Raw genomic sequence first — 18924 nt, forward strand, 5'->3', positions numbered from 1 at the left:
AGCAGCGGGACGCGGCTCAGCCGGCGAAGGGACCACCGCTTCGCCGGTGCATGGAACGGCGATGTCGCCGTTCGCGCGCCAGGCCACGGCCGCACAGACCCCCTATAAAGTCGATCCATCTGGCTCGAAGATCCGACAGAAACCCGAGCGTCAGGAGGAAGCGATGACGGTGGACCGCGCGCGAAGTGTGGTGTTCGGGGAGACGGTGGAGCAGTACGAGGCGGCCAGAGCGGACTACCCCGCCGAGCTCATCACCGACGTGCTGGCCTACGCGCCTCCCGGTCCGGCGCTGGAGGTGGGCGCCGGAACGGGCAAGGCCACCGCGGGTTTCGCCGCCCGCGGAGTGGATCTGACCTGCGTCGAGCCCGACCCCCGGATGGCGGCCGCGCTGACGGCGAAGTGCCCGGATGCCCGGGTCGAGATCGGGGTCTTCGAGGACTACGTCCCCGACAGGGCGTTCGCCCTGCTTTACTCCGCCCAGGCCTGGCACTGGGTCGACAGGGAGAGACGCTGGGACCTGGCCCACGCGGCCCTGGCGCCTTCGGGAGCGGTGGCGGTCTTCTGGAACCGCTACGCCGTCACCGACCCCGGCCTGCGGGCCGCCCTGGCCGCGGTGGACGACCGCTACGGGCTCACCGGCTCGACCCTGAACCAGAACAGCCCGGTCTCGGCCGGGGCGAGCGCGCACCAGCTCGCGGACGACCCGCGCTTCACCGACCTGGAGGAGCGCCACTACACACGCACCGGCTGGTACGAAGCCGACCGCTACCTGAACCTGGTCCGCTCCATCTCCTCCTACGCCATCCTGGCCCCCGGCACCCGCGACGCCCTGTTGCGGGAGGTCGCCGGCCTGCTGGGCGACGGCGTGGACATGACGTTCATCACCGATCTCGCCCTCGCCCGCCGGGCCGGGTAGCAGCCGGGGCGGTCGGACCGTGTCGCGCCGCCCCGCCCATCACGCCGGCGCCGCGGGCGCACGCTCAGAACCGTCCGTGGCGGCCCTCTCCGGAGGCGAAGCGGGCCGCGCCGGCCGCCGCGTCCGGCAGCGACAGCAGGCCGTGGCGCAGCTCGTTCGTGATCGCCTCCGCCTCCGACAGGCCCTCCTGCTCCAGCAGCGACATGCGGTCGCCGCGCAGGCACACCTGCGGGAACGCGGCCAGCTCGCGGGCCAGCGCCTCGGCGTGCCGCCGGGCGGTCCCGATGGGCACGACCCGGTTGGCCAGCCCCATCTCGTACGCCTCCCCCGCGCCGACGGGCCGGCCGGTGAGGATCATGTCCATGGCGCGGGAGGTGCCGACGAGGCGCGGCAGCCGCACGGTGCCGCCGTCGATGAGCGGCACGCCCCAGCGGCGGCAGAACACCCCGAACACGGCGTCCTCCTCGGCCACCCGCAGGTCGCACCAGAGCGCGAGCTCCAGCCCGCCCGCCACGGCGTGCCCGGCGACGGCGGCGACGACCGGCTTGGACAGGCGCATCCGGGTCGGGCCCATGGGTCCGTCGCCGTCCTCGCCGACGTGGTTGTCCAACGCCTTCAGGTCGGCGCCGGCACAGAACGTCCCGCCCTCGCCCCACAGCACGGCGACGGAGGCGTCGGACACCTCGAACTCCCGGAACGCGTCGGCGAGCGCGGCGGCGGTCTTGCGGTCGACCGCGTTGCGCGCCTCGGGACGGCTGAGCACGACGGTCGTGACGGGCCCGTCGCGTTCGATCCGTACGGTCATGTCCACCTCCGCGAACGCGGCGCCGGGGCGCCGGGAGCCCCAGCATCCCCCGTTCCCCGAGGGGGAGGCAACCGGCCCACCACGAAACCCAAGGCCGGACCGGATGGTGATCACCTTGCGCGGGTCCGCGATCCTGCCGTGGCCGGGGCGCCGGAGCCTCAGGCCGGAGAGCCGGCGCCGCGAAGATAGGCGACCACCATCTCGCCCACCATCCGGCGCAGTCTCGCGCGATGCTCGGGGGCCGTCATGTCGCGCCCGAACAGCGCGCCGAAGGTGTGCTGGTTGGCCACGCGGAAGACGCAGAACGAGCTGATCATCATGTGCACGTCGATGGCGTCGGCCTCGGTGACGAAGTCGCCACTGGCCAGCCCGGCGTCCAGGATGCGCTCGATGAGGTCGAGCGCCGGAGTGCCGAGGTTGGCCAGGACCACTGACTTCCTGATGTGCTCGGCGTGGTGGATGTTCTCGATCGCGACGAGCTTGATGAACTCGCGGTGGGCGTCGTGGTGGTCGAAGGTCAGCTCGGCGAGCGTGCGGATGGCCTCGACGGGCGCCAGGTGCGCCACGTCCACCATGCGCTCCACGGAGCGCACCTCGGTGTAGGCCTTCTCCAGGACCGCGATGTAGAGCTGCTCCTTGCTGCCGTAGTAGTAGTAGATCATGCGCTTGGTGGTGCGCATCAGCTCGGCGATCTCGTCCACCCGCGCCCCGGTGTAGCCGCGCCGGGCGAACTCGCGCTGGGCGACCTCGAGGATCTCCGCCTTGGTGCGCTCGGCGTCGCGCCGGCGTTCTGCGGCGGGCTGGGCGGTCATCCGCCCATCTTAGTGAGCGCGAGAGTGCTGCACGGCGCGCCGGATGGGGGCGTTGACGGCGCCGTACCCCTGGTAACCGTCCACGCGCTGGACCAGCTCGAAGAAGACCCGCCCCACGGTGATCGTGTACAGGTGCAGGAACGCGCCGTTCTCGTCCCGGTCGTGGAGGACGCCGAGCTCGCGCAGCTCGGGGTCGATCTCGTGACGGGCCTCCAGGTCGTCGTAGTAGTTGTCCGGGATCGGCAGCAGCAGCTCCGGGTGCCGGGCGCGCAGCCGGCGCGCCGTGGCGAGCAGATCGTCGCAGGCCAGGGCGACGTGCTGGAGGGCGGGCACCTGCTCGGGGGCGATGTTGAGCACCATGCGCAGGCCGCCGTCCGACGAGGTCATCGCCTTGCTGCGGAGCAGGCCGTAGGGGTCGGGGAACTCCAGGCTCTCCTGCGGGGTCAAGCCCAGCACGCTGCGGTAGAACAGCTCGGCCTCGTCGAAGTAGTGCCAGGGCTGGGTGAGCGCGATGTGGTCGATGTGGGTGATCGCTCCTCCCGCGGGCTCGCTCCGGGTGAAGTCCGCTCTCCAGCTGTACGGATCCGCCGTACGGCAGAAGAACAGCTGCGTGCCGTCGGGCGCGGCGATGGCCGCCAGGTTCGCCTCTCCTTCCGCCCGCTCACGCGGCAACACGGGGGCGAGCAGCGACTCCGCTCGTTCGACGGCGGCGGCGGGGTCGGGGCTCTCCAGGCCGATCGCGCCCAGCGCCGGTTCTTCGGCGGAGCGGTTCAGCAGGATGCGGGCGCGGCCCTGCTCCCACAGCTCCACGGGTTTGGTGGGGTGGAGCCCCGACCGGGCGAACCCGAGAGCGGTGAGCACGGCGCGCGGGCCTTCGAGGTCGCCGGCGATCAGCTCGGCGAACGCGAACCCGGTGGGGGTGCGGGCCTGCGGAGCGAGGGCTTCCAGCGCGATGAGGGACCGCATCGCGTCCACAGCGGTCCGGTGGGTGTCGGCCTGGCGGAAGTGGTCGTTGAAGACTTCCAGGGACAGCGGGCCGGCGTAGCCCGCGTTGCGGACGTGGGTCAGGAATCCGGGCATGTCGAAGCTGCCCTGGCCGGGGAAGCAGCGGTAGTGGCGGCTCCACTGCAGCACGTCCATGGCCAGGAGCGGGGCGTCGGCGAGCTGGAGGAAGAAGATCTTCTCGCCGGGGATCGCCTCGATGCCGATGGGGTCGGAGCCGCGCGACATGATGTGGAAGCTGTCCAGGCAGACGCCCAGGTTCGGGTGGTCGGCCATGCGCACGATGCGCCACGCGTGCAGGTACTCGTTGACGTGGCGGCCCCAGGCCAGTGCCTCGTAGGCGATGCGGATGCCGTGCTCGGCCGCCCGCTGGGCCAGGAGGCGCAGCTGCTCGGCGGCCAGCTCGTCGTCGCCGATCGCGTGCGGCGAGACGTTGGAGCAGACCAGCAGGAGGTCGGCGCCGAGCCGCTCCATGAGCCGGAACTTCCGCTCGGCCCGGCGCAGGTCGGGCTCCGGCATGGCCTCGAAGTCGCGGAAGGGCTGGTAGAGGTCGATCGTCAGGCCGAGGCCGGCTGTGCGTTGCCGTACCTCCTCCGGCCGGAGAGGGCACGCCAGCAGGTCGTTCTCGAAGATCTCGACCCCGTCGAAGCCGGCGGCGGCGATGGCGTCCAGTTTCTCGGTCAGGGTGCCGCTCACCGACACGGTGGCGATGGATCTACGCATGGGCCAGCTCCTTCAGGTGCTTGAGCATGCGCTCAGCGTCGGGGGTACGGCCGGTGAACAGGCGGAAGGCGTGCGCGGCCTGGAAGACGGCCATGCCTCCGCCGTCGAGGGTCCGGCAGCCGCGTGCCCGCGCCTGCCGGAGCAGCTCGGTCTCCAGCGGGCGGTAGACGATGTCGGCCACCCACAGCTCCGGGTGGAGCAGCTCGGCCGCCAGCGGCACGCCGGGATGGTGGGCCATGCCGACGGGCGTCGCGTTGGCCAGGCCGTCGGCCTCCGCGAGGAGCCCGGGAAGGTCTTCCCGGGTGCCGCGGCCGGCCCGCTCCGCGCCGAATCGAACGGCCAGCTCGTCGGCGAGCGCCGCGGCCCGCTCCGGCTCGACGTCGACCACGGTCAGCCGATCGGCTCCCAGGGTGAGCAGCGCGTGGGCGATCGCCGCGCCGGCGCCGCCCGCGCCGAGCTGCACCACCCGGCGCACCGGCGCGCCGGGCAGGCCACGGGCGAAGGACTCGGCGAAGCCGGTCCAGTCGGTGTTGTGGCCGACGGCCCGCGCGCCGTCGAAGACCACGGTGTTGACCGCCCCGAGCCTGGCGGCGTCGTGCGACAGCTCGTCAAGGTGCGCGATGACGGCCTGCTTGCAGGGATGGGTGATGTTCAGCCCGTCGTAGCCCATGGCGCGGGCCGTCGCGACCAGCGTGCCCACGTCCTCGCCCAGGACGTCGGTGTCCAGCAGCCGATACACGTACGGGAGCCCATGGTGGAGGGCTTCGCTCTCGTGCAGGGCGGGACTCAGCGACGTGGTGATACCGGAACCGATCAACCCGATCAGACAGGACGACTTCATCGGCCCTTCACCTCCAGCAGGCGCCATTCCATGATCTCATCTCAAATGTACGAACCGGTGAGTTAGTTGTACGCCATCGCCCGCCCGCCCGTGAAGAGGCCTTGACATGTGACTCAGGCCACCCGCACCATTGCAGCCACGTTAATTAACTATCTGGTACGTAACATGGTCCCGGCCTGGGGGTGGCCGGCCTCTGCCGCAAGGAGCCACCGTGACCGACTCTCCGCCAGCCACCCATCGGGGAACCCCGCGCAAGGCCGCCGTCGCCGCCTGGATCGGCAGCGCCCTGGAGTACTACGACTTCTTCATCTACGGCAGCGCCGCCGCGCTCATCTTCTCCAAGGTCTTCTTCGACGCCTCCGACCCCGCCACGGCCACGTTGCAGTCGCTGGCCAGCTTCGGCGTCGCCTACGCCGCCCGCCCGGTCGGCGCCTTCTTACTCGGCCACGTCGGCGACCGGTTCGGCCGCAAGCGGATCATGGTCTTCACGCTCATCCTGATGGGCCTGTCCACCTTCCTCATCGGCTGCCTGCCCACCCGCGACCAGGTCGGCGGCCTGGCACCCGTGCTGCTGGTGCTCATGCGGATCCTGCAGGGCCTGTCGGCCGCCGGAGAGCAGGCCAGCGCCAACTCCATGACCCTCGAACACGCCCCGCAGGACCGCCGCGGCTTCTACACCAGCTTCACCCTGAACGGCACGCAGTTCGGCCAGATCCTGGCCACCTTCGTCTTCATCCCCGTCGCGGCGCTGCCCGAGGAGCACCTGCTCACCTGGGGCTGGCGGGTGCCCTTCTGGCTCAGCGTCGCGGTCGCGGCGGCCGGCTGGATCATCCGCCGCAGGCTCGACGAGACCCCCGCGTTCGAGGCCGAAGTCGCCCGGGGCACCGTCCCCCGCATGCCACTCGCCGTCCTGTTCCGCGAGCACTGGGCCGGCGTGCTCCGTGTCGTCTGCGCCGCCCTCATCGCCACCGTTTCGACCATCTTCACGGTCTGGGCGCTCAACTACGCCACCAGCGACGCCGTCGGCCTCGACAAGGCGACCATGCTGTGGGTCAGCATCGCGGCCAACGCCGTCGCCCTCGTCGCCCTCCCGCTGTGGGCGCACCTGTCGGACCGGATCGGCCGCAAGCCCGTGTTCCTCATCGGCGCCGTCGGCAGCCCGATCATGATCTTCCTCTACCTCGCGGCCATCAACGCCAAGAGCTACCCGCTGATCTTCCTGACCGGCATCCTCACCCTCGGCGTCGTCTACAGCGCCTCCAACGGCATCTGGCCCTCCCTCTACGGCGAGATGTTCAGCACCCGCGTCCGGCTGTCGGGCATGGCCATCGGGACCCAGATCGGCTTCGCCATCGCCGGATTCGCCGTCGCCTCCGCCGCCGGCATCGTCACCCCCGAAGGCTGGCTGGGCCTGCAGGGCTGGACCGGGGTGGCCGTCTTCACCGCGATCCTCTGCGCGATCAGCGCGATCGCCGTCGCCACCGCCCGCGAGACCTACCGCGTGCCGACCGCCGAACTCGGAGAGCCCGCCCGCCCCTCCACGATCGAACAGGGGCGGGACAAGCCCCGCAATCCGTGATCCCGGTCAGAGCGCCAGCGCGCCCGACACGAGATCGTCGAAGCGCTCCAGGCCCTCCGCCGGACGGTCGATCCCGCGCAGCGGACCGTGGTCCTCGAGGTGGGCGTCGGCGTAGAGCCGCGCCACCAGAGCCTTCCGGTCGCCGTGCCCGTTGCGCTCCTCCCAGCCCGCCTGCTCCAGCAGCAGGGCCGCCGCATAGACGTCGGCCATGAGCTGGGCCACCGGGAAGAGCCTGGCCTCGGCCACCTCGGGGGCGAGCGACGACCACAAGGTGATCGCCTTGGCGACGTCGTCGATCCGCGTGCGGACGAGATCGGCGGTGGGGCCTTCGACCGACGAGACGGCGGCCTCCAGACGCTCCAGGAACGGCTCGTGGGCGTTCTCGCGCACGATGGCGCGCCGGACGTCCAGGCAGAGGATGTTGTCGCCGCCCTCCCAGATCGGGTTGACCTGGGCGTCGCGCAGAAGGCGGGCGACCGGCCACTGCTCGATGTAGCCGTTGCCGCCGTGGATCTCCACGGCGTCGCTGGCCGCCGTCAGGCCGAGGCGCGTGGCACGCAGCTTGACCAGGGCCGGCGCCAGGCGCAGCCGGGGGCCGAGGTGGCCGTCGAAGACGAGCGCCTGCGCGGCCTCGACCTCGACGATCAGCTCGGCCAGCTTGCGGCGCATGAGCGGCTGGTCGATGAGCGGGCGGCCGAACGCCTCGCGGGCGCGGGCGTAACACAGCGACTCGACGAGCGCGCGGCGGGCCACGCCGACGCCCATCATCGCCACGCCGAGCCGCGAGGCGTTGGTGAGCTTCATCATCGTGCCGAGCCCGGAGCCGGACCCCTGGCCCGTCCCGCTCCGGGGCGCGAGCAGGAACGCCTCGGCGTCCGTGAACTCGACCTCCGCCGACGCCACCGACCGGGTGCCCAGCTTGTCCTTGAGCCGCCTGATCCGTACCCCGTTGCGGGAGCCGTCCCGCCGCTCCCAGAGCACGAGGAACGGCGCGATGACGTCCCCCTCCGCCCCTTCCGGCCGCGCGGCCCTGGCGAGGACGACGAACGCCGACCCGTTGGCGTTCGAGGCGAACCACTTCAGGCCCGTCAGCCGCCACGCGTCGCCGTCGGGCACGGCCGTGGCCTCCAGCGCGGCCAGGTCCGAGCCGCCGGTCCGCTCCGTGAGCATCTGGGCGGCCTCGCCGGAGTAGAAGCCGTTGGCGAAGACGGCCCGCACACGGTCACGCACGTCGGGGGGCGCGTGCCGCTCGGCCAGGGAGACGACCATGTCGCCGCCGGTGCCGAGGGCGCAGCCCATGCCGATGTCGGCCTGGTCGAGCAGGTACGTCCAGACGGCGGCGAGCGCCGCCGGGTCGGCGCCGTGGGCGCGGCCCTCGGCCGCGAAGGCCGGGGAGGTGAAGTTGTCCGCCATGAGGGCGTCCCTGGCGGCGTGGAAGGACGGCGGCATGACGACCTGGCTGACGTCCCTGCCCCACTTGTCGTACTTCTCCAGCCGGGGCGGGTTACGGTCGGTCTCCTCCGCCCACGCCGCGACGGGGCCGCCCATGAGCGCGCCCAACCGGTCCAGGTGCGGCTCGGCCCAGGCCAGGCCGTCGCCGAGGTGCCGCCGCACGAGCAGCCGCAGCGTCGGGTCGCAGGTCCACCAGTTGCGGCCGGCGGCGCCCTGGTAGCGCTCGGTCGCGTAGCGGTCGCTGCTGTCGAACGGTTCGATGAGATAGCGCCCCATGCCCGCGAGTGTTACATATACTCGACACGCGATGGAAGAGCGTAATGGCCTGAGCGCGCGGTCCGCCCTGCTGAGCGCGCTGCTCGGCAGCCACCCGCCGAGCCTGCCCGCCCGCCACCTGGTGAAGGTCGGCGCGCTGTTCGGCATCGCCGAAGGGGCCGTACGGGTGGCGTTGTCGCGCATGGTCGCCGCCGGCGACCTCCTCCAGGAGGAGGGCCGCTACCGGCTGTCGGAGCGGCTGGTCGAGCGGCAGGCCCGTCAGGACGAGAGCCGCGACCCCCACCCCCGGCCATGGGACGGGACGTGGGAGATCGCCGTCGTCACCGCCGAGCGGCGCGCGCCCGCCGACCGGGCCGCGCTGCGCCACGCGATGACGGCGCTGCGGATGGCCGAGCTGCGCGAGGGCACCTGGATGCGCCCGGCCAACCTGCTGCGCGCCTGGCCCGCGACCGTCACCGAGCAGTGCACGCTCATCGACGGCCGGCCGCACACCGACCCCACGCCGCTGCTGTGGGACCTCGACGGCTGGGCCGCCGAGGCGCGCGAGCTGGAGCGGCGCCTGGAGCGGGCCGAGGGGCTGGCGGAGGGGTTCCTCGTGTCGGCGGCCGTGCTGCGTCACCTGCTGGCCGACCCGCTCCTGCCCGCGGAGCTGCTGCCCGCCGGGTGGCCGGGCGGCGAGCTGCGCGCCCGCTACGACGCCTTCGACCGCCGCTACCGGGAGGTGCTGCAGCGGCACCTCACCGGCTGACGCCGGGCACCTGTCAGAGGGGGACGCCGAAGATCACCCGCTTGTTCCTGAACTCGGTGATGCTCCACAGCCGTCCGTCCCGCACGGTGAGGTCCTCCGGGCCGATCGGGAAGGGCCGGACCGTCGGCTTGCCGTCGCGGTACACGAGCAGCTTGCCGTTGGTGCGCCCGTCGGCCGCCTGGCTCAGGTACCAGGCCCCGCCGCAGGACACCGCCCCCTGGATCTTGGCGTGGCCCATGACGAAGGCGTCGCGCGGCGTTCCGTCGGCCAGATCCGGGTCGAGGCTCCAGCGGACCACCCGCCCGCCGGGACCGTCCTCGTCGTACTCGCCGCTGATCAGCGTGTGCGGGGTGGTGCTGCGGTCCACCGACACGAACGAGAACAGCGGCCCGGACTGGGCGACGCGCCAGAAGTCGGTCTGCGGGATCACGTAGCGGTAGCCGAACGCGTGGAACCTTCCGTCGCGCCGGCCCACCTTCGTGGGGTCGCCGAGGTCGCTCTGCGCGGTGCGCAGGTCCAGCACGTTGCGCGTGTCGAAGACGCGCAGGCCCCGGACGGTGTCGGCCACGTACATCAGGCCGCCGTGCCAGGCCACCCCGCCCGCGTGGATGTCGATCGGGACGTACGAGCCGTCGGTCCGGGGCTCGACCAGCAGCGCGTGCTGGTACTTGAGCGTCTGCGGGCTGAGGAAGGTGAGCCGGATCCCGCGCTCGGGGACCGGCGGCTCCGGCTTGAAGTACCAGCTCGCGACCAGCACGGACGCGCCGGCCGAGCCGGAGTCCTCGCCACAGGTCAGGCCCTGCGGGTACCAGTCGGGCGTGTCCTGGTCCTTGGCGTCGAAGGCGTACCAGTCGGCCGGCCTGGGCTGCATCGTGCCCATGGCCGCCGCCGCTCCCCTGCGGGTCGCCGTGCGGTTGGCCCGGGCGAGCACGGTCGCCACCGTGACCGCGCCGATCTCCCCCGCCAGCTTCCCGGCCGCCTCCGCCAGCGTGCCGGTCACCCGTCGTAACGTGTACGGCGCCGCGTCCGCCGGAACCATCCCCGTGCCCGCCATGTCGCCCTCTCCCCATTCCGTCCGTGTGATCAGTCTGACGGGTGGAGAGCTCTGATTGTTGCGCTTATCGCCGCAGAAGCCTCATCGCCACAGATGCACGGGAAGCCCCGACAGTGCGTTCCGGCGGTACTCCTGGACGAGCCGTCCCCGGTCGCCGCCGAGCCGGGCCAGCGCCTCCCGCTGCCAGGCCGAGCCGGTACGGCGCAGCCGGGTCCGCTGCTCGATGACGCCGAGCGCCCCGTCCACGTCGTCCGGCACCACCCCGGCGGCCAGCAGCGCCGCGCGGGCCTCGGGCAGCAGGCTCAGCACCAGGTCGGCCGCGTCCAGCTCGCCGTCCCTGCCCGGCCACGACAGCTTCGCGTCCAGGCCGCGCATGGCCGCGCGGTAGAAGTTCTGGTACGTCTCGGCGAAGCGGTAGCCGGTGAGGTCGTGCTCGGCCTGCGCCAGCGTGAGCCCGATCAGGAACGCCGCGTTGGCCGTCATGTCCGCGCACGACGGGCCGGCGGGCAGGGCGCGCATCTCGACCCGCAGGTGGCCGCCGCCGGCCGGGTCGTAGACGGGGCGGTTCCACTGCCAGACCGTGCCCTGGTGCAGCCGCAGCTCGGGCACGTCCAGCGGGTCGTCGGAGTCGCGCAGCTCGGGCATGATCGGCGCGTAGTCGCGGACGTACCTCTCGAACAGCTCGTACGCGCCCTCACGCACCCAGTCCGACCCGAACGTGACGCGGCCGTCCCTGCGCTCGCGGCGCTCGATGTCGCGGTCGTCGACCGCCTCCTCCATGAGCGGGATGCGCGTCTCCTCCCACAGCTGCCTGCCCAGGAACGACGGCGAGTTGCCGCACGCCGCCAGGACCGGCCCGATCGCGAGCTGGGCGGCGTTGAACACCCGGGCGAACCGCTCGGGCGGGGTGCGGACGTGCACCTGCCAGGAGGTGTTGGCCGCCTCCAGGAGCACGTCGGCGACCGCCAGCTCCAGATCGTCGATCTTCACGATGAACGGTTCGAGCCGCAGCCGGCGAAAGCCGCTGCTCATGGCGCGGTACCGCTTCTGGTCGCTCATCGCCTCCCGGGTGAAGTCCTCCGTGCCGAGCGTGGGCAGGATGCCGATGGGCACCGCCCCCGCACCGGGCGCCGTGGCGCCCACCGCCGCGTCCACCTTGCCCAGCGCCTCCTGGACCTCCCCGCCGAGCCGCTCGAACGGCCGGCCCTCCAGCGGCACCGGCGAGAGGTTGACCTCCAGGTTGTACCGGCCGAGCTCCATCACCACGCGCGGGTCGCCGAGCGTGCGCAGCGTCTCCTCGTTGCGCGGCAGCGGCCGGCCCGCCTCGTCGACCAGGACCAGCTCCAGCTCCGCGCCGATGGTCGTGGGCCCCTGGCCGAATCCCGGCGTGTCCAGCAGCCCTCGCAACGTGCCCAGCTGCTCCTGGAGCCGCTCACCGAAGCGGACGTACTCCTCCTCGGTGAAGCGCTCCTTGTCCAGATCCTGTCCCATGCCCCCCTTACTGTCCGGGCAGGGCACGCCCACACCTACCAGGGGATAGGGCCGTTCTCGTCCTGATACGCACCGGTCGGGCCGTCGGCGCCGGCCAGGGCGAGGCGCACCGCGATCACCGCGCCCTGCTCGGGCGTGCGGTAGCCGCTGTGGCCGTTGAGATCGGTCGCGCAGTAGCCGGGGGTGACGGCGTTGACCTTGATCGGGGTGTCGCGCAGCTCCTTGGCGTACGCGACGGTCACCATGTTGAGCGCGGTCTTGGAGGAGTTGTAGGCCAGCAGGTTGGTCTCCCAGAACGGGGTGCCGGGGTCGAGCGCCATGCTGAGCGAGCCCAGCTCGCTCGACATGTTCACGATCCGGCCCGCCTGCGACCTGCGCAGCAGCGGCAGCATCGCGTTGGTCACCGTGACCACGCCGAAGACGTTGGTCTCGTACACCTCGCGCAGCTCCGCCGCCGGTGTGCGGCTGGGCTCGGCCGCCCCGCCGGCGATCGCGGCGTTGTTCACGAGGACGTCCAGCCGGCCGTACTCCGTCTCGATCCACTTGGCGGCGGCCTGGACGCTCTCCTCGTCCGTCACGTCGAGCCGCACGTACGGCTGGCCGAGCCGCTCGGCGGCGGCCCGCCCGCGCTCCTCGTCGCGCGCTCCGATGACGGCGGTGACACCGTGCTCGGCGAGCAGGCGCGCGATCTCGAAACCGATTCCCTTGTTGGCACCCGTGATGAGGGCTGTCGTCGTCATGCCTCCACGGTCGCGGGCCGCGGGACGAGGCGGGAGAGACCTCCCGAGGCTGGGATCGGCGGTACCACCCACGCGAACCGCACATCGAGGATGATGGGGGGATGAACCGCGACCTGCTCGCCGACTTCCTCCGCTCCCGCCGCGCCCGCCTCACCCCGCGCGAGGCCGGCCTGCCCTCCGGCGAGCGGCGGCGCACGCCGGGCCTGCGGCGGCAGGAGGTCGCGCAGCTCGCCGGCATGTCGATCGACTACTACATCCGGCTGGAGCAGGCCCGCGGCCCGCACCCGTCGCGCCAGGTGCTGAACGCGCTGTCCCGGGCGCTGATGCTGAGCCAGGACGAGCGGGCGCACCTGTTCCACCTGGCAGGGCAGGCACTGGAGCAGCCGGGCGGCACGGGCCGGCGCAGGGGCGACGTGCCGGAGGGCATCCTGCACCTCGTCGCGTCCCTGGAGGAGGTGCCGGCGTACGTGCTCGACGCCAAGTACGACGTCCTCGCCTGGAACCCGCTGGCCGGCGTCGTCCTGCAGAACCTTGACGAGCAGTCGCCGCAGGAGCAGAACGCCATCCGGTGGGTGTTCAGCTCCCCCGACATCGCCGAGCGCCTCGGCCACGAGGAGACGAGCCGCTTCGCCCGAGCCGCGGTCGCCGACCTGCGCGCCGCCGCGGGCCGCTATCCCGGCGATCCGGGCATCCAGGCGCTGATCGCCGAGATGCTCGCGCTCAGCCCGGAGTTCGCCGAGATGTGGGACCGGCACGAGGTCGAGGTCCGCAGGGACCAGCGCAAGGTCATCCACCATCCGGTCGTGGGCGACATCCACATGACCTGCCAGGTGCTGCCCGTGCCCGACCGCGACGACCTGCGCCTGGTCATCTACACCACCGAGCCCGGCTCCCCCTCCCACCGGGCCATGCGCGAGCTCCGGCGCGTCGTCCTAAGCTCATGAGATGCGAGCCGTTGCGTTTGACCTGTTCGGCGGAGACCTCGACCTCCGCGACCTGCCCGACCCCACCCCCGCGCCGCACGGGGCGGTGATCCGGGTACGGGCCACCGGCCTGTGCCGCAGCGACTGGCACGGCTGGCAGGGGCACGACCCCGACATCCGCGCGCTGCCGCACGTGCCCGGCCACGAGCTGGCGGGCGTGGTCGAGGCGGTCGGCTCCGACGTGCGCGGGTGGCTGCCGGGGGCGCGGGTCACCGTCCCGTTCGTGTGCGCCTGCGGCACCTGCGCCGCCTGCGCGGCCGGCGAGCAGCAGGTGTGCGAGCGGCAGACGCAGCCGGGCTTCACCCGCTGGGGGTCGTTCGCCGAGTACGTCGCCATCGACCACGCCGACGTCAACCTCATCGCGCTGCCCGAGGAGATGGCCTACCCGACGGCCGCCGGGCTCGGCTGCCGCTTCGCCACCGCGTTCCGGGCCGTCGCGCAGGTGGGCGAGGTGCGGCCGGGCGAGTGGGTGGCCGTCCACGGCTGCGGCGGCGTGGGACTGTCCGCGGTCATGATCGCCTCGGCGGCGGGGGCGCGGGTGGTGGCCGTCGACATCAGCTCCGACGCCCTGCACCTGGCCGAGCGGGCGGGCGCGACCCACTTCGTCGACGGGTCGGCCGGCGACGCGGGCGCCCAGGTGCGGGAGCTGACGCGAGGTGGCGCGCACGTGTCGATCGACGCGCTGGGCAGCCCGCGCACCTGCGCCGCCTCGATCGAGAGCCTGCGTCGCCGCGGCCGGCACGTGCAGGTGGGCCTGCTGCCGGACGAGACGACGCCGGTGCCGATGAGCCGGGTCGTCGGGCAGGAGCTGCGGCTGCTGGGCAGCCACGGCATGGCGGCGCACGCCTACCCGCCCATGCTGGAGATGATCAGGGCCGGCATCCTGCACCCGGATCAGCTCGTCACCCGCACCATCGGGCTCGCCGACGCGGGCAAGGCGCTGGCCTCGATCGGGTCGGTGCCGGGCGTGACGATGATCGTCCCGGGGAGCTGACGACCGTCCGGGAGGTCAGCCGTCCTCCAGGGGAACCCGCAGCGTCCTGAGCACGACGGCCAGCATGCCGTAGTGGGTGACGAGCATCACCAGCTCGATCCGCCGGGCCTCGTCGTAGCGCTCGCACAGGGCGGCCCACGTGGCGTCACTGAGGTCGCCGTCCGCGTGGAGCTCGTCCGCCGCCCGAAGCACCAGCAGGTCCGTGGGCGCCCAGTCCGCGGGCTCGGCCGGGCCGTCCCGCCGTACGGCGTCGATCTCCTCGGCCGTCAGACCGGCTTCGCGGCCGATGCGCGCGTGGTGGGCCCACTCGTAGGCGCTGCCGTGGTGGTGGGCGGTGCGCAGGATGGCCAGCTCGCGGTCGCGGGCGGGCAGCGTGCCGTACAGCAGGGCGCTGCCGAACCGGAGCCATGCCCGGTAGAGCTCGGGGTGGCGGCCGAGCGTGGTGAAGACGTTCTGGGGGTGGTCCCGCTGGAAGTCGTCCCACTGCTCGGGCGGGAGGGGGTGCACGCGAGGTTCCATGACCGCCAGCATCGCTCACGGACGCCCCGGGGAGGAGCCCCTCTCGGTGGGAGCCCTCTCCCCGCCCACCTCGGAAGCCAGATTCCCGTAATTTGCGGCCCTCTAGCATGCTTCCGCCGTAACTGGGCAGAGACTCCCGGTGACGGCGCTCTGGCCCCTCCCCCCGGGAGCAGTCACGGCTGCCTTCAGAACCGGAAAGGTCTTGCTGGCCGACCGCGAGGACAACAGTGATCCGAACGTTGCTGGCTGAGGACATGCATCTGGTACGTGGCGCGATCGTGGCCTTGCTGGCCTACGAGGAGGACATCGAGATCGTCGCCGAGGTGGACCGGGGAGACCGGATCGTCAAAGCCGCCCGTGCCTCCGAGGCCGACGTGGCCGTCATCGACGTCTCGCTGCCCGGCAAGGACGGCCTGGAGGCGGCCGGGGAGCTGCACGAGGAGCTGCCGCACTGCGGCGTCCTCATCCTCACCGGCGTCGGCACGCCCGGCCTGCTGCGGCGGGCGCTGGACGTGCACGTGCGCGGTTTCATGGCCAAGGACGCGCCGCCCCACCAGCTCGCCGACGCCATCCGCCGGGTCGCCGCCGGCGAGCGGGTCATCGACTCGGAGATCGCCATCGCCGCCATGTCCCCTCCCGACGCGCCGCTGACGCCCCGGGAGCTCGACGTCATCGGCGCGGCGGCCGAGGGTGCGCCGGTGGCGGAGATCGCCGCGTCGCTGTTCCTCTCGGAGGGAACGGTCCGCAACTACCTGCACCGCACCACCGCCAAGCTGGGCGCCCGCAGCCGCATCGACGCCATCCGCATCGCCCGCGAGTCCGGCTGGATCTGACCGCCGGCCGGACGACGGGCTCAGGCCATGGACAGCGTGCCCTGCTCGGCGGCGGGAGCATCCGGCGCGCCGGCGGGCGTCCGCGGCTCCCCGAACGCCGGCGGCGGCTGCTCAACGGTGGCCTCGGCGCGCGGCAGGTCGTGCCGGGTGAACATGTCGATCAGCAGGCCGATGGGCAGGTCGGCCTCGGTCGGATACCGGAAGCGCCGCTGGGGGTCGATCGCGTACTGGTTGCGGCGGCCTATCCTGTCGCGGGTCACATAGCCGGCCTGGTGCAGGTCGGAGACGATGCCCTGGACGGCGCGTTCGGTGATGCCGATGCTGGCGGCGATGTCGCGCAGCCGTGCCTGCGGATCGCGGGCGATCTCCAGCAGGACCCGGGCGTGATGGGTCAGGAAGGTCCACGACGAACGCTCACCGGAACTGCTCACGAGGCACTTCGCATCTCTCGGACCCCGCTCCGGGCCCGGTGGTCGCGGGTTGGACACAGAAGCACCGCCCCATGATAGACGAATCATCTTTCGGGTAAGTAGATTCTCCTATAGCGTCCTATATCCACTATGTCGGCAATGCCGCGTCAAGGGGGTCACATGCTCACCATCCGTCATCGGTACCAGAGCCCCGGCCGGCGTCGGGCGCGACAGTGGCGCACCGCCCGTCACCGCGCGTGACGGCGCCCATCATGCAGGCGCGCGCCGTGACCGGCCACGAACCCACCTCCGTCGGCACGGCCTCCCCTGGGCCCGCCGCCGGCGTCGATGCCGTGCTGTACCTCGACGGTCAGCTCCGCGTCGTCCGCAACTCCCACCCGGGCCCCGCCGTCGTCCGCCTGATCGGTGAACTCGACGCGGTCAACACCTCCGTCGTGATCGAAACGCTGCGGCGCGCCCGCCGCGCCGGCCGCGACGACGACGTGCTGCTCATCGACGTCGAGAGACTCGGCTTCGCCGACGTCGGCGGGACACGCCTGCTGACCGGCCTGTGCCGCGACGGCCGCGCCCGCCTGGTCAACACGCCGGACCACATGCGCCGCCTCCTTGACCTGTTATGCCTGCCCGGCACCTGAAGCCGCCCCGCGATCTCGCAACATATCCGGGCCACGACGCGTCCAATCGCTCATGAACCCACGTACCGAGCACACGAGCAGCCCGACGCCCCGCCGATTCCGGGTCTGGGTGGGCACCGCGGCCCTCGCCGCCTCACTGGTGACGATCCTGGACGCGGGCGCCGCCGAGGCGGCCACCGGGCGGAACGGCGGCCAGGCCGCCGACGGGGTGGACTGGGCGGCCGTGGTGGAGCCGGCGCTGCACTGCCTCGAGCCGGAGCCGAATGCCACCTGGTACGTCATACGCGCCCGCGTCGCGGCCGTCGGCGACCTCACCCGCGACGGGAAGCGCGAGACCGTCGTCGTGTCGTCGTGCCCGAGCCCGACGTCGAGCAACCCCCTGTTCGCCTTCGTCTACGACGGAGCCTCCAAGCGCCCGGCGGCCCCCCACCTCCTCGCGAGGCTCGGCGCGAACCGCTCCTTCAAGTCCCTGAAGGTCACGATCCACGACGGGCGGGTGCAGCTGCGCGGCAAGGTGGTCAGCGGCCGGGCCCCCAACTGCTGCCCCGATCTGATCGTCAGCCAGACCTACACGTGGAACGGCACCAAGTTCCGCAGGACGGCCGAGAAGGCGACCCCCATCGGCTGAGCACCCGGTTACTGATCAGCTTCCGTATGACCAGCCATAGACGAACTTATTGGTCGCTGATGGGCCGCACCCGTACTGTGTGACCCCGTGAAGACAACGTTGATCACAGGCGGAGCCGGCGGCATCGGGCTCGCGCTCGCGAAGCGGCTGGTCGCCGACGGGCAGGCGGTCGCCGTCACCGGCCGGGACGAGACGAAGCTCGCCCAGGTGCCCGGCGTGTTACGCCTGCCCGGGGACGCCACCGACTACGACGCCGTACAGGACGCCGTGGCGGCGACCGTCAAGGAGTACGGCAGACTCGACCACGTCGTCGCCAACGCCGGATTCTCCACCCACGGCCCGCTCACCGAGACCGAACCGGACCGGCTGCGCGACATGGTCCTCACCAACGTGCTCGGCCCCGCCCTGCTGGTGAAGGCCGCGTTGCCCGCGCTGCGCGAGACCCGTGGCCGGATCGTGCTGGTCGGCAGCGTGGCCGGGTTCATCCACTCGCCGGGCAACATGTACTCGGTGACGAAGTGGGCGGTGACCGCGCTCGCCGAGAACACCCGCATGCTCGTGACCGGCGACGGCGTCGGAGTGACGCTGATCGCGCCCGGCCGCGTGGACACCGCGTTCTGGCCGGACGGCCGCCCCGCCGGGCCGCTGCTCAGCGCGCAGAACATCGCCGACGCCATCGCCTGGGCGCTGGCCCAGCCCGCGGGCGTCGACGTGAACACGGTCGTCGTACGCCCGACCGGCCAGCCCACCTGATGCCCGCCCTCTACTCCCGCTTCTCCGGCAGCAACATCGGCAGGCTCGCCGCACTGAGCGACGGCGTGTTCGCCATCGCCATGACCCTGCTGGTCCTGGAGCTGCACGCGCCGGTGCTGGAGGCCGTGCACCACCAGCGCCCCCTCTGGGAGAGCGGCGCCCTCGACTCCGAGCAGGGGCTGTGGCACGCGCTGGTGCTGCTCGCGCCGAAGCTGCTCACCTACGTCATGAGCTTCCTGACGCTCGGCATCTTCTGGGTGGGGCAGCAGACGCAGCTCAACCAGTTCGAGCGGGCCAACCGCCATCTGACGTGGATCCACCTGGCGTTCCTGGCCTCGGTCTCGCTCATGCCGTTCTCCACGGCGGTGCTCGGCGAGTACATCGGCTTCCGGCTCGCAGTGGCCGTCTACTGGGTGAACCTGCTGCTGCTCGGTGCGATGCTGCTGGCCAGCGTCACGTACGGGCACCGGGCCGGCCTGCTGAAGGCGGACGTCGACCACGACATGCGGCTGGCGCACCGGCGCCGGATCGTCATCTACCAGGGGCTGTACGCGGTGGCCGCGGTCCTGTCGGTGATCAATACGTACGTGAGCATCGTGCTGATCGTCCTGTTCCAGTTGAACTCGGCGATCGCGCCCAGGATCTGGCGGCTCAACCGCTTCTAGCGCGTCCAGCTCGACGCAGCCGCGAGCGGCTCTCGCCTCCCGGA

At 72.2% G+C, this 18924-nt stretch carries 20 protein-coding genes; 10 read left to right on the top strand and 10 right to left on the bottom strand.

Annotated features, from left to right (window positions below):
• Nucleotides 1-163: 163 nt before the first annotated feature.
• Entirely contained in the window at nucleotides 164-916 is a 753-nt protein-coding gene (locus MTP10_RS20545; RefSeq protein WP_310711111.1) for a methyltransferase domain-containing protein, read from the top strand.
• A 64-nt stretch (nucleotides 917-980) separates the two neighbouring features.
• Here MTP10_RS20545 and MTP10_RS20550 read toward each other — a convergent pair whose 3' ends face one another.
• The 4 genes from MTP10_RS20550 to MTP10_RS20565 all read right to left on the bottom strand — a co-directional run bounded on the left by MTP10_RS20550 (nucleotide 981) and on the right by MTP10_RS20565 (nucleotide 5099).
• Nucleotides 981-1721: a crotonase/enoyl-CoA hydratase family protein gene (locus tag MTP10_RS20550; protein ID WP_310711112.1), complete on the bottom strand. Its 741-nt coding sequence runs from the start codon at nucleotides 1719-1721 to the stop codon at nucleotides 981-983.
• Nucleotides 1722-1879: 158 nt separating this feature from the next.
• Nucleotides 1880-2533, bottom strand: a complete 654-nt coding sequence (locus MTP10_RS20555; RefSeq protein WP_310711113.1) for a TetR family transcriptional regulator — start codon at nucleotides 2531-2533, stop codon at nucleotides 1880-1882.
• 9 nt (nucleotides 2534-2542) lie between these two features.
• A complete protein-coding gene (locus MTP10_RS20560; protein WP_310711115.1) occupies nucleotides 2543-4258 on the bottom strand; it encodes a TIM barrel protein in 1716 nt (571 codons plus the stop codon).
• Nucleotides 4251-5099, bottom strand: coding sequence for a shikimate dehydrogenase (locus MTP10_RS20565; RefSeq protein WP_310711116.1), 849 nt, complete (start codon nucleotides 5097-5099; stop codon nucleotides 4251-4253). The genes MTP10_RS20560 and MTP10_RS20565 overlap by 8 nt, the downstream gene beginning before the upstream one ends.
• Nucleotides 5100-5310: 211 nt before the next feature.
• On the opposite strand from MTP10_RS20565, the gene MTP10_RS20570 reads away from it, so the two are divergent.
• Complete coding sequence (locus tag MTP10_RS20570; protein WP_310711117.1) at nucleotides 5311-6678, top strand: MFS transporter; 1368 nt, start codon at nucleotides 5311-5313, stop codon at nucleotides 6676-6678.
• Between the two features lie 6 nt (nucleotides 6679-6684).
• On the opposite strand, the gene MTP10_RS20575 is transcribed toward MTP10_RS20570, so the two are convergent.
• Nucleotides 6685-8406, bottom strand: coding sequence for an acyl-CoA dehydrogenase family protein (locus MTP10_RS20575; RefSeq protein WP_310711118.1), 1722 nt, complete (start codon nucleotides 8404-8406; stop codon nucleotides 6685-6687).
• A gap of 31 nt (nucleotides 8407-8437) precedes the next feature.
• Between MTP10_RS20575 and MTP10_RS20580 the strand changes: the two genes are divergently transcribed.
• Nucleotides 8438-9154, top strand: coding sequence for a PaaX family transcriptional regulator C-terminal domain-containing protein (locus MTP10_RS20580; RefSeq protein ID WP_310711120.1), 717 nt, complete (start codon nucleotides 8438-8440; stop codon nucleotides 9152-9154).
• Nucleotides 9155-9167: 13 nt separating this feature from the next.
• Here the strand turns inward: MTP10_RS20580 and MTP10_RS20585 are convergent, their stop codons facing one another.
• From MTP10_RS20585 to MTP10_RS20595, 3 genes are all read right to left on the bottom strand, one after another.
• Nucleotides 9168-10208, bottom strand: a complete 1041-nt coding sequence (locus tag MTP10_RS20585) for a hypothetical protein (RefSeq protein WP_310711121.1) — start codon at nucleotides 10206-10208, stop codon at nucleotides 9168-9170.
• Nucleotides 10209-10289: 81 nt separating this feature from the next.
• On the bottom strand, nucleotides 10290-11699 hold the full coding sequence (locus tag MTP10_RS20590; protein ID WP_310711122.1) for a glutamate--cysteine ligase: 1410 nt from the start codon (nucleotides 11697-11699) through the stop codon (nucleotides 10290-10292).
• Between the two features lie 35 nt (nucleotides 11700-11734).
• The gene (locus MTP10_RS20595) at nucleotides 11735-12439 is read right to left on the bottom strand and encodes an SDR family oxidoreductase (protein WP_310711123.1); all 705 of its coding nucleotides are present in this window, start codon (nucleotides 12437-12439) and stop codon (nucleotides 11735-11737) included.
• A gap of 101 nt (nucleotides 12440-12540) precedes the next feature.
• Between MTP10_RS20595 and MTP10_RS20600 the strand changes: the two genes are divergently transcribed.
• Together MTP10_RS20600 and MTP10_RS20605 are read left to right on the top strand one after the other, a co-directional pair.
• Nucleotides 12541-13383 (top strand): helix-turn-helix transcriptional regulator, encoded by an 843-nt coding sequence (locus MTP10_RS20600; protein ID WP_310711124.1) that lies wholly within the window; start codon nucleotides 12541-12543, stop codon nucleotides 13381-13383.
• Nucleotide 13384: 1 nt separating this feature from the next.
• A complete protein-coding gene (locus tag MTP10_RS20605) occupies nucleotides 13385-14416 on the top strand; it encodes a zinc-dependent alcohol dehydrogenase family protein (RefSeq protein WP_310711125.1) in 1032 nt (343 codons plus the stop codon).
• A 15-nt stretch (nucleotides 14417-14431) separates the two neighbouring features.
• On the opposite strand, the gene MTP10_RS20610 is transcribed toward MTP10_RS20605, so the two are convergent.
• Nucleotides 14432-14935: a carboxymuconolactone decarboxylase family protein gene (locus MTP10_RS20610; protein WP_310711126.1), complete on the bottom strand. Its 504-nt coding sequence runs from the start codon at nucleotides 14933-14935 to the stop codon at nucleotides 14432-14434.
• A 227-nt stretch (nucleotides 14936-15162) separates the two neighbouring features.
• Between MTP10_RS20610 and MTP10_RS20615 the strand changes: the two genes are divergently transcribed.
• On the top strand, nucleotides 15163-15768 hold the full coding sequence (locus MTP10_RS20615; protein ID WP_310711127.1) for a response regulator transcription factor: 606 nt from the start codon (nucleotides 15163-15165) through the stop codon (nucleotides 15766-15768).
• Nucleotides 15769-15788: 20 nt separating this feature from the next.
• Here the strand turns inward: MTP10_RS20615 and MTP10_RS20620 are convergent, their stop codons facing one another.
• Nucleotides 15789-16199, bottom strand: coding sequence for a helix-turn-helix domain-containing protein (locus tag MTP10_RS20620; RefSeq protein ID WP_310711128.1), 411 nt, complete (start codon nucleotides 16197-16199; stop codon nucleotides 15789-15791).
• Between the two features lie 236 nt (nucleotides 16200-16435).
• On the opposite strand from MTP10_RS20620, the gene MTP10_RS20625 reads away from it, so the two are divergent.
• The 4 genes from MTP10_RS20625 (at nucleotide 16436) to MTP10_RS20640 (ending at nucleotide 18880) form a co-directional block, all read left to right on the top strand.
• Nucleotides 16436-16834 carry an STAS domain-containing protein gene (locus tag MTP10_RS20625; RefSeq protein ID WP_310711130.1) on the top strand — a complete coding sequence of 133 codons (399 nt, stop codon included), beginning with the start codon at nucleotides 16436-16438 and terminating at the stop codon, nucleotides 16832-16834.
• A gap of 52 nt (nucleotides 16835-16886) precedes the next feature.
• A complete protein-coding gene (locus MTP10_RS20630; protein ID WP_310711131.1) occupies nucleotides 16887-17462 on the top strand; it encodes a hypothetical protein in 576 nt (191 codons plus the stop codon).
• Nucleotides 17463-17549: 87 nt separating this feature from the next.
• Entirely contained in the window at nucleotides 17550-18215 is a 666-nt protein-coding gene (locus tag MTP10_RS20635; protein WP_310711132.1) for an SDR family NAD(P)-dependent oxidoreductase, read from the top strand.
• On the top strand, nucleotides 18215-18880 hold the full coding sequence (locus MTP10_RS20640; RefSeq protein WP_310711133.1) for a TMEM175 family protein: 666 nt from the start codon (nucleotides 18215-18217) through the stop codon (nucleotides 18878-18880). Before MTP10_RS20635 ends, MTP10_RS20640 begins: the two co-directional genes overlap by 1 nt.
• Nucleotides 18881-18924 lie beyond the last annotated feature (44 nt).

The organism is Nonomuraea sp. 3-1Str, from assembly GCF_031570565.1.
Classification (GTDB): Bacteria; Actinomycetota; Actinomycetes; order Streptosporangiales; family Streptosporangiaceae; genus Nonomuraea.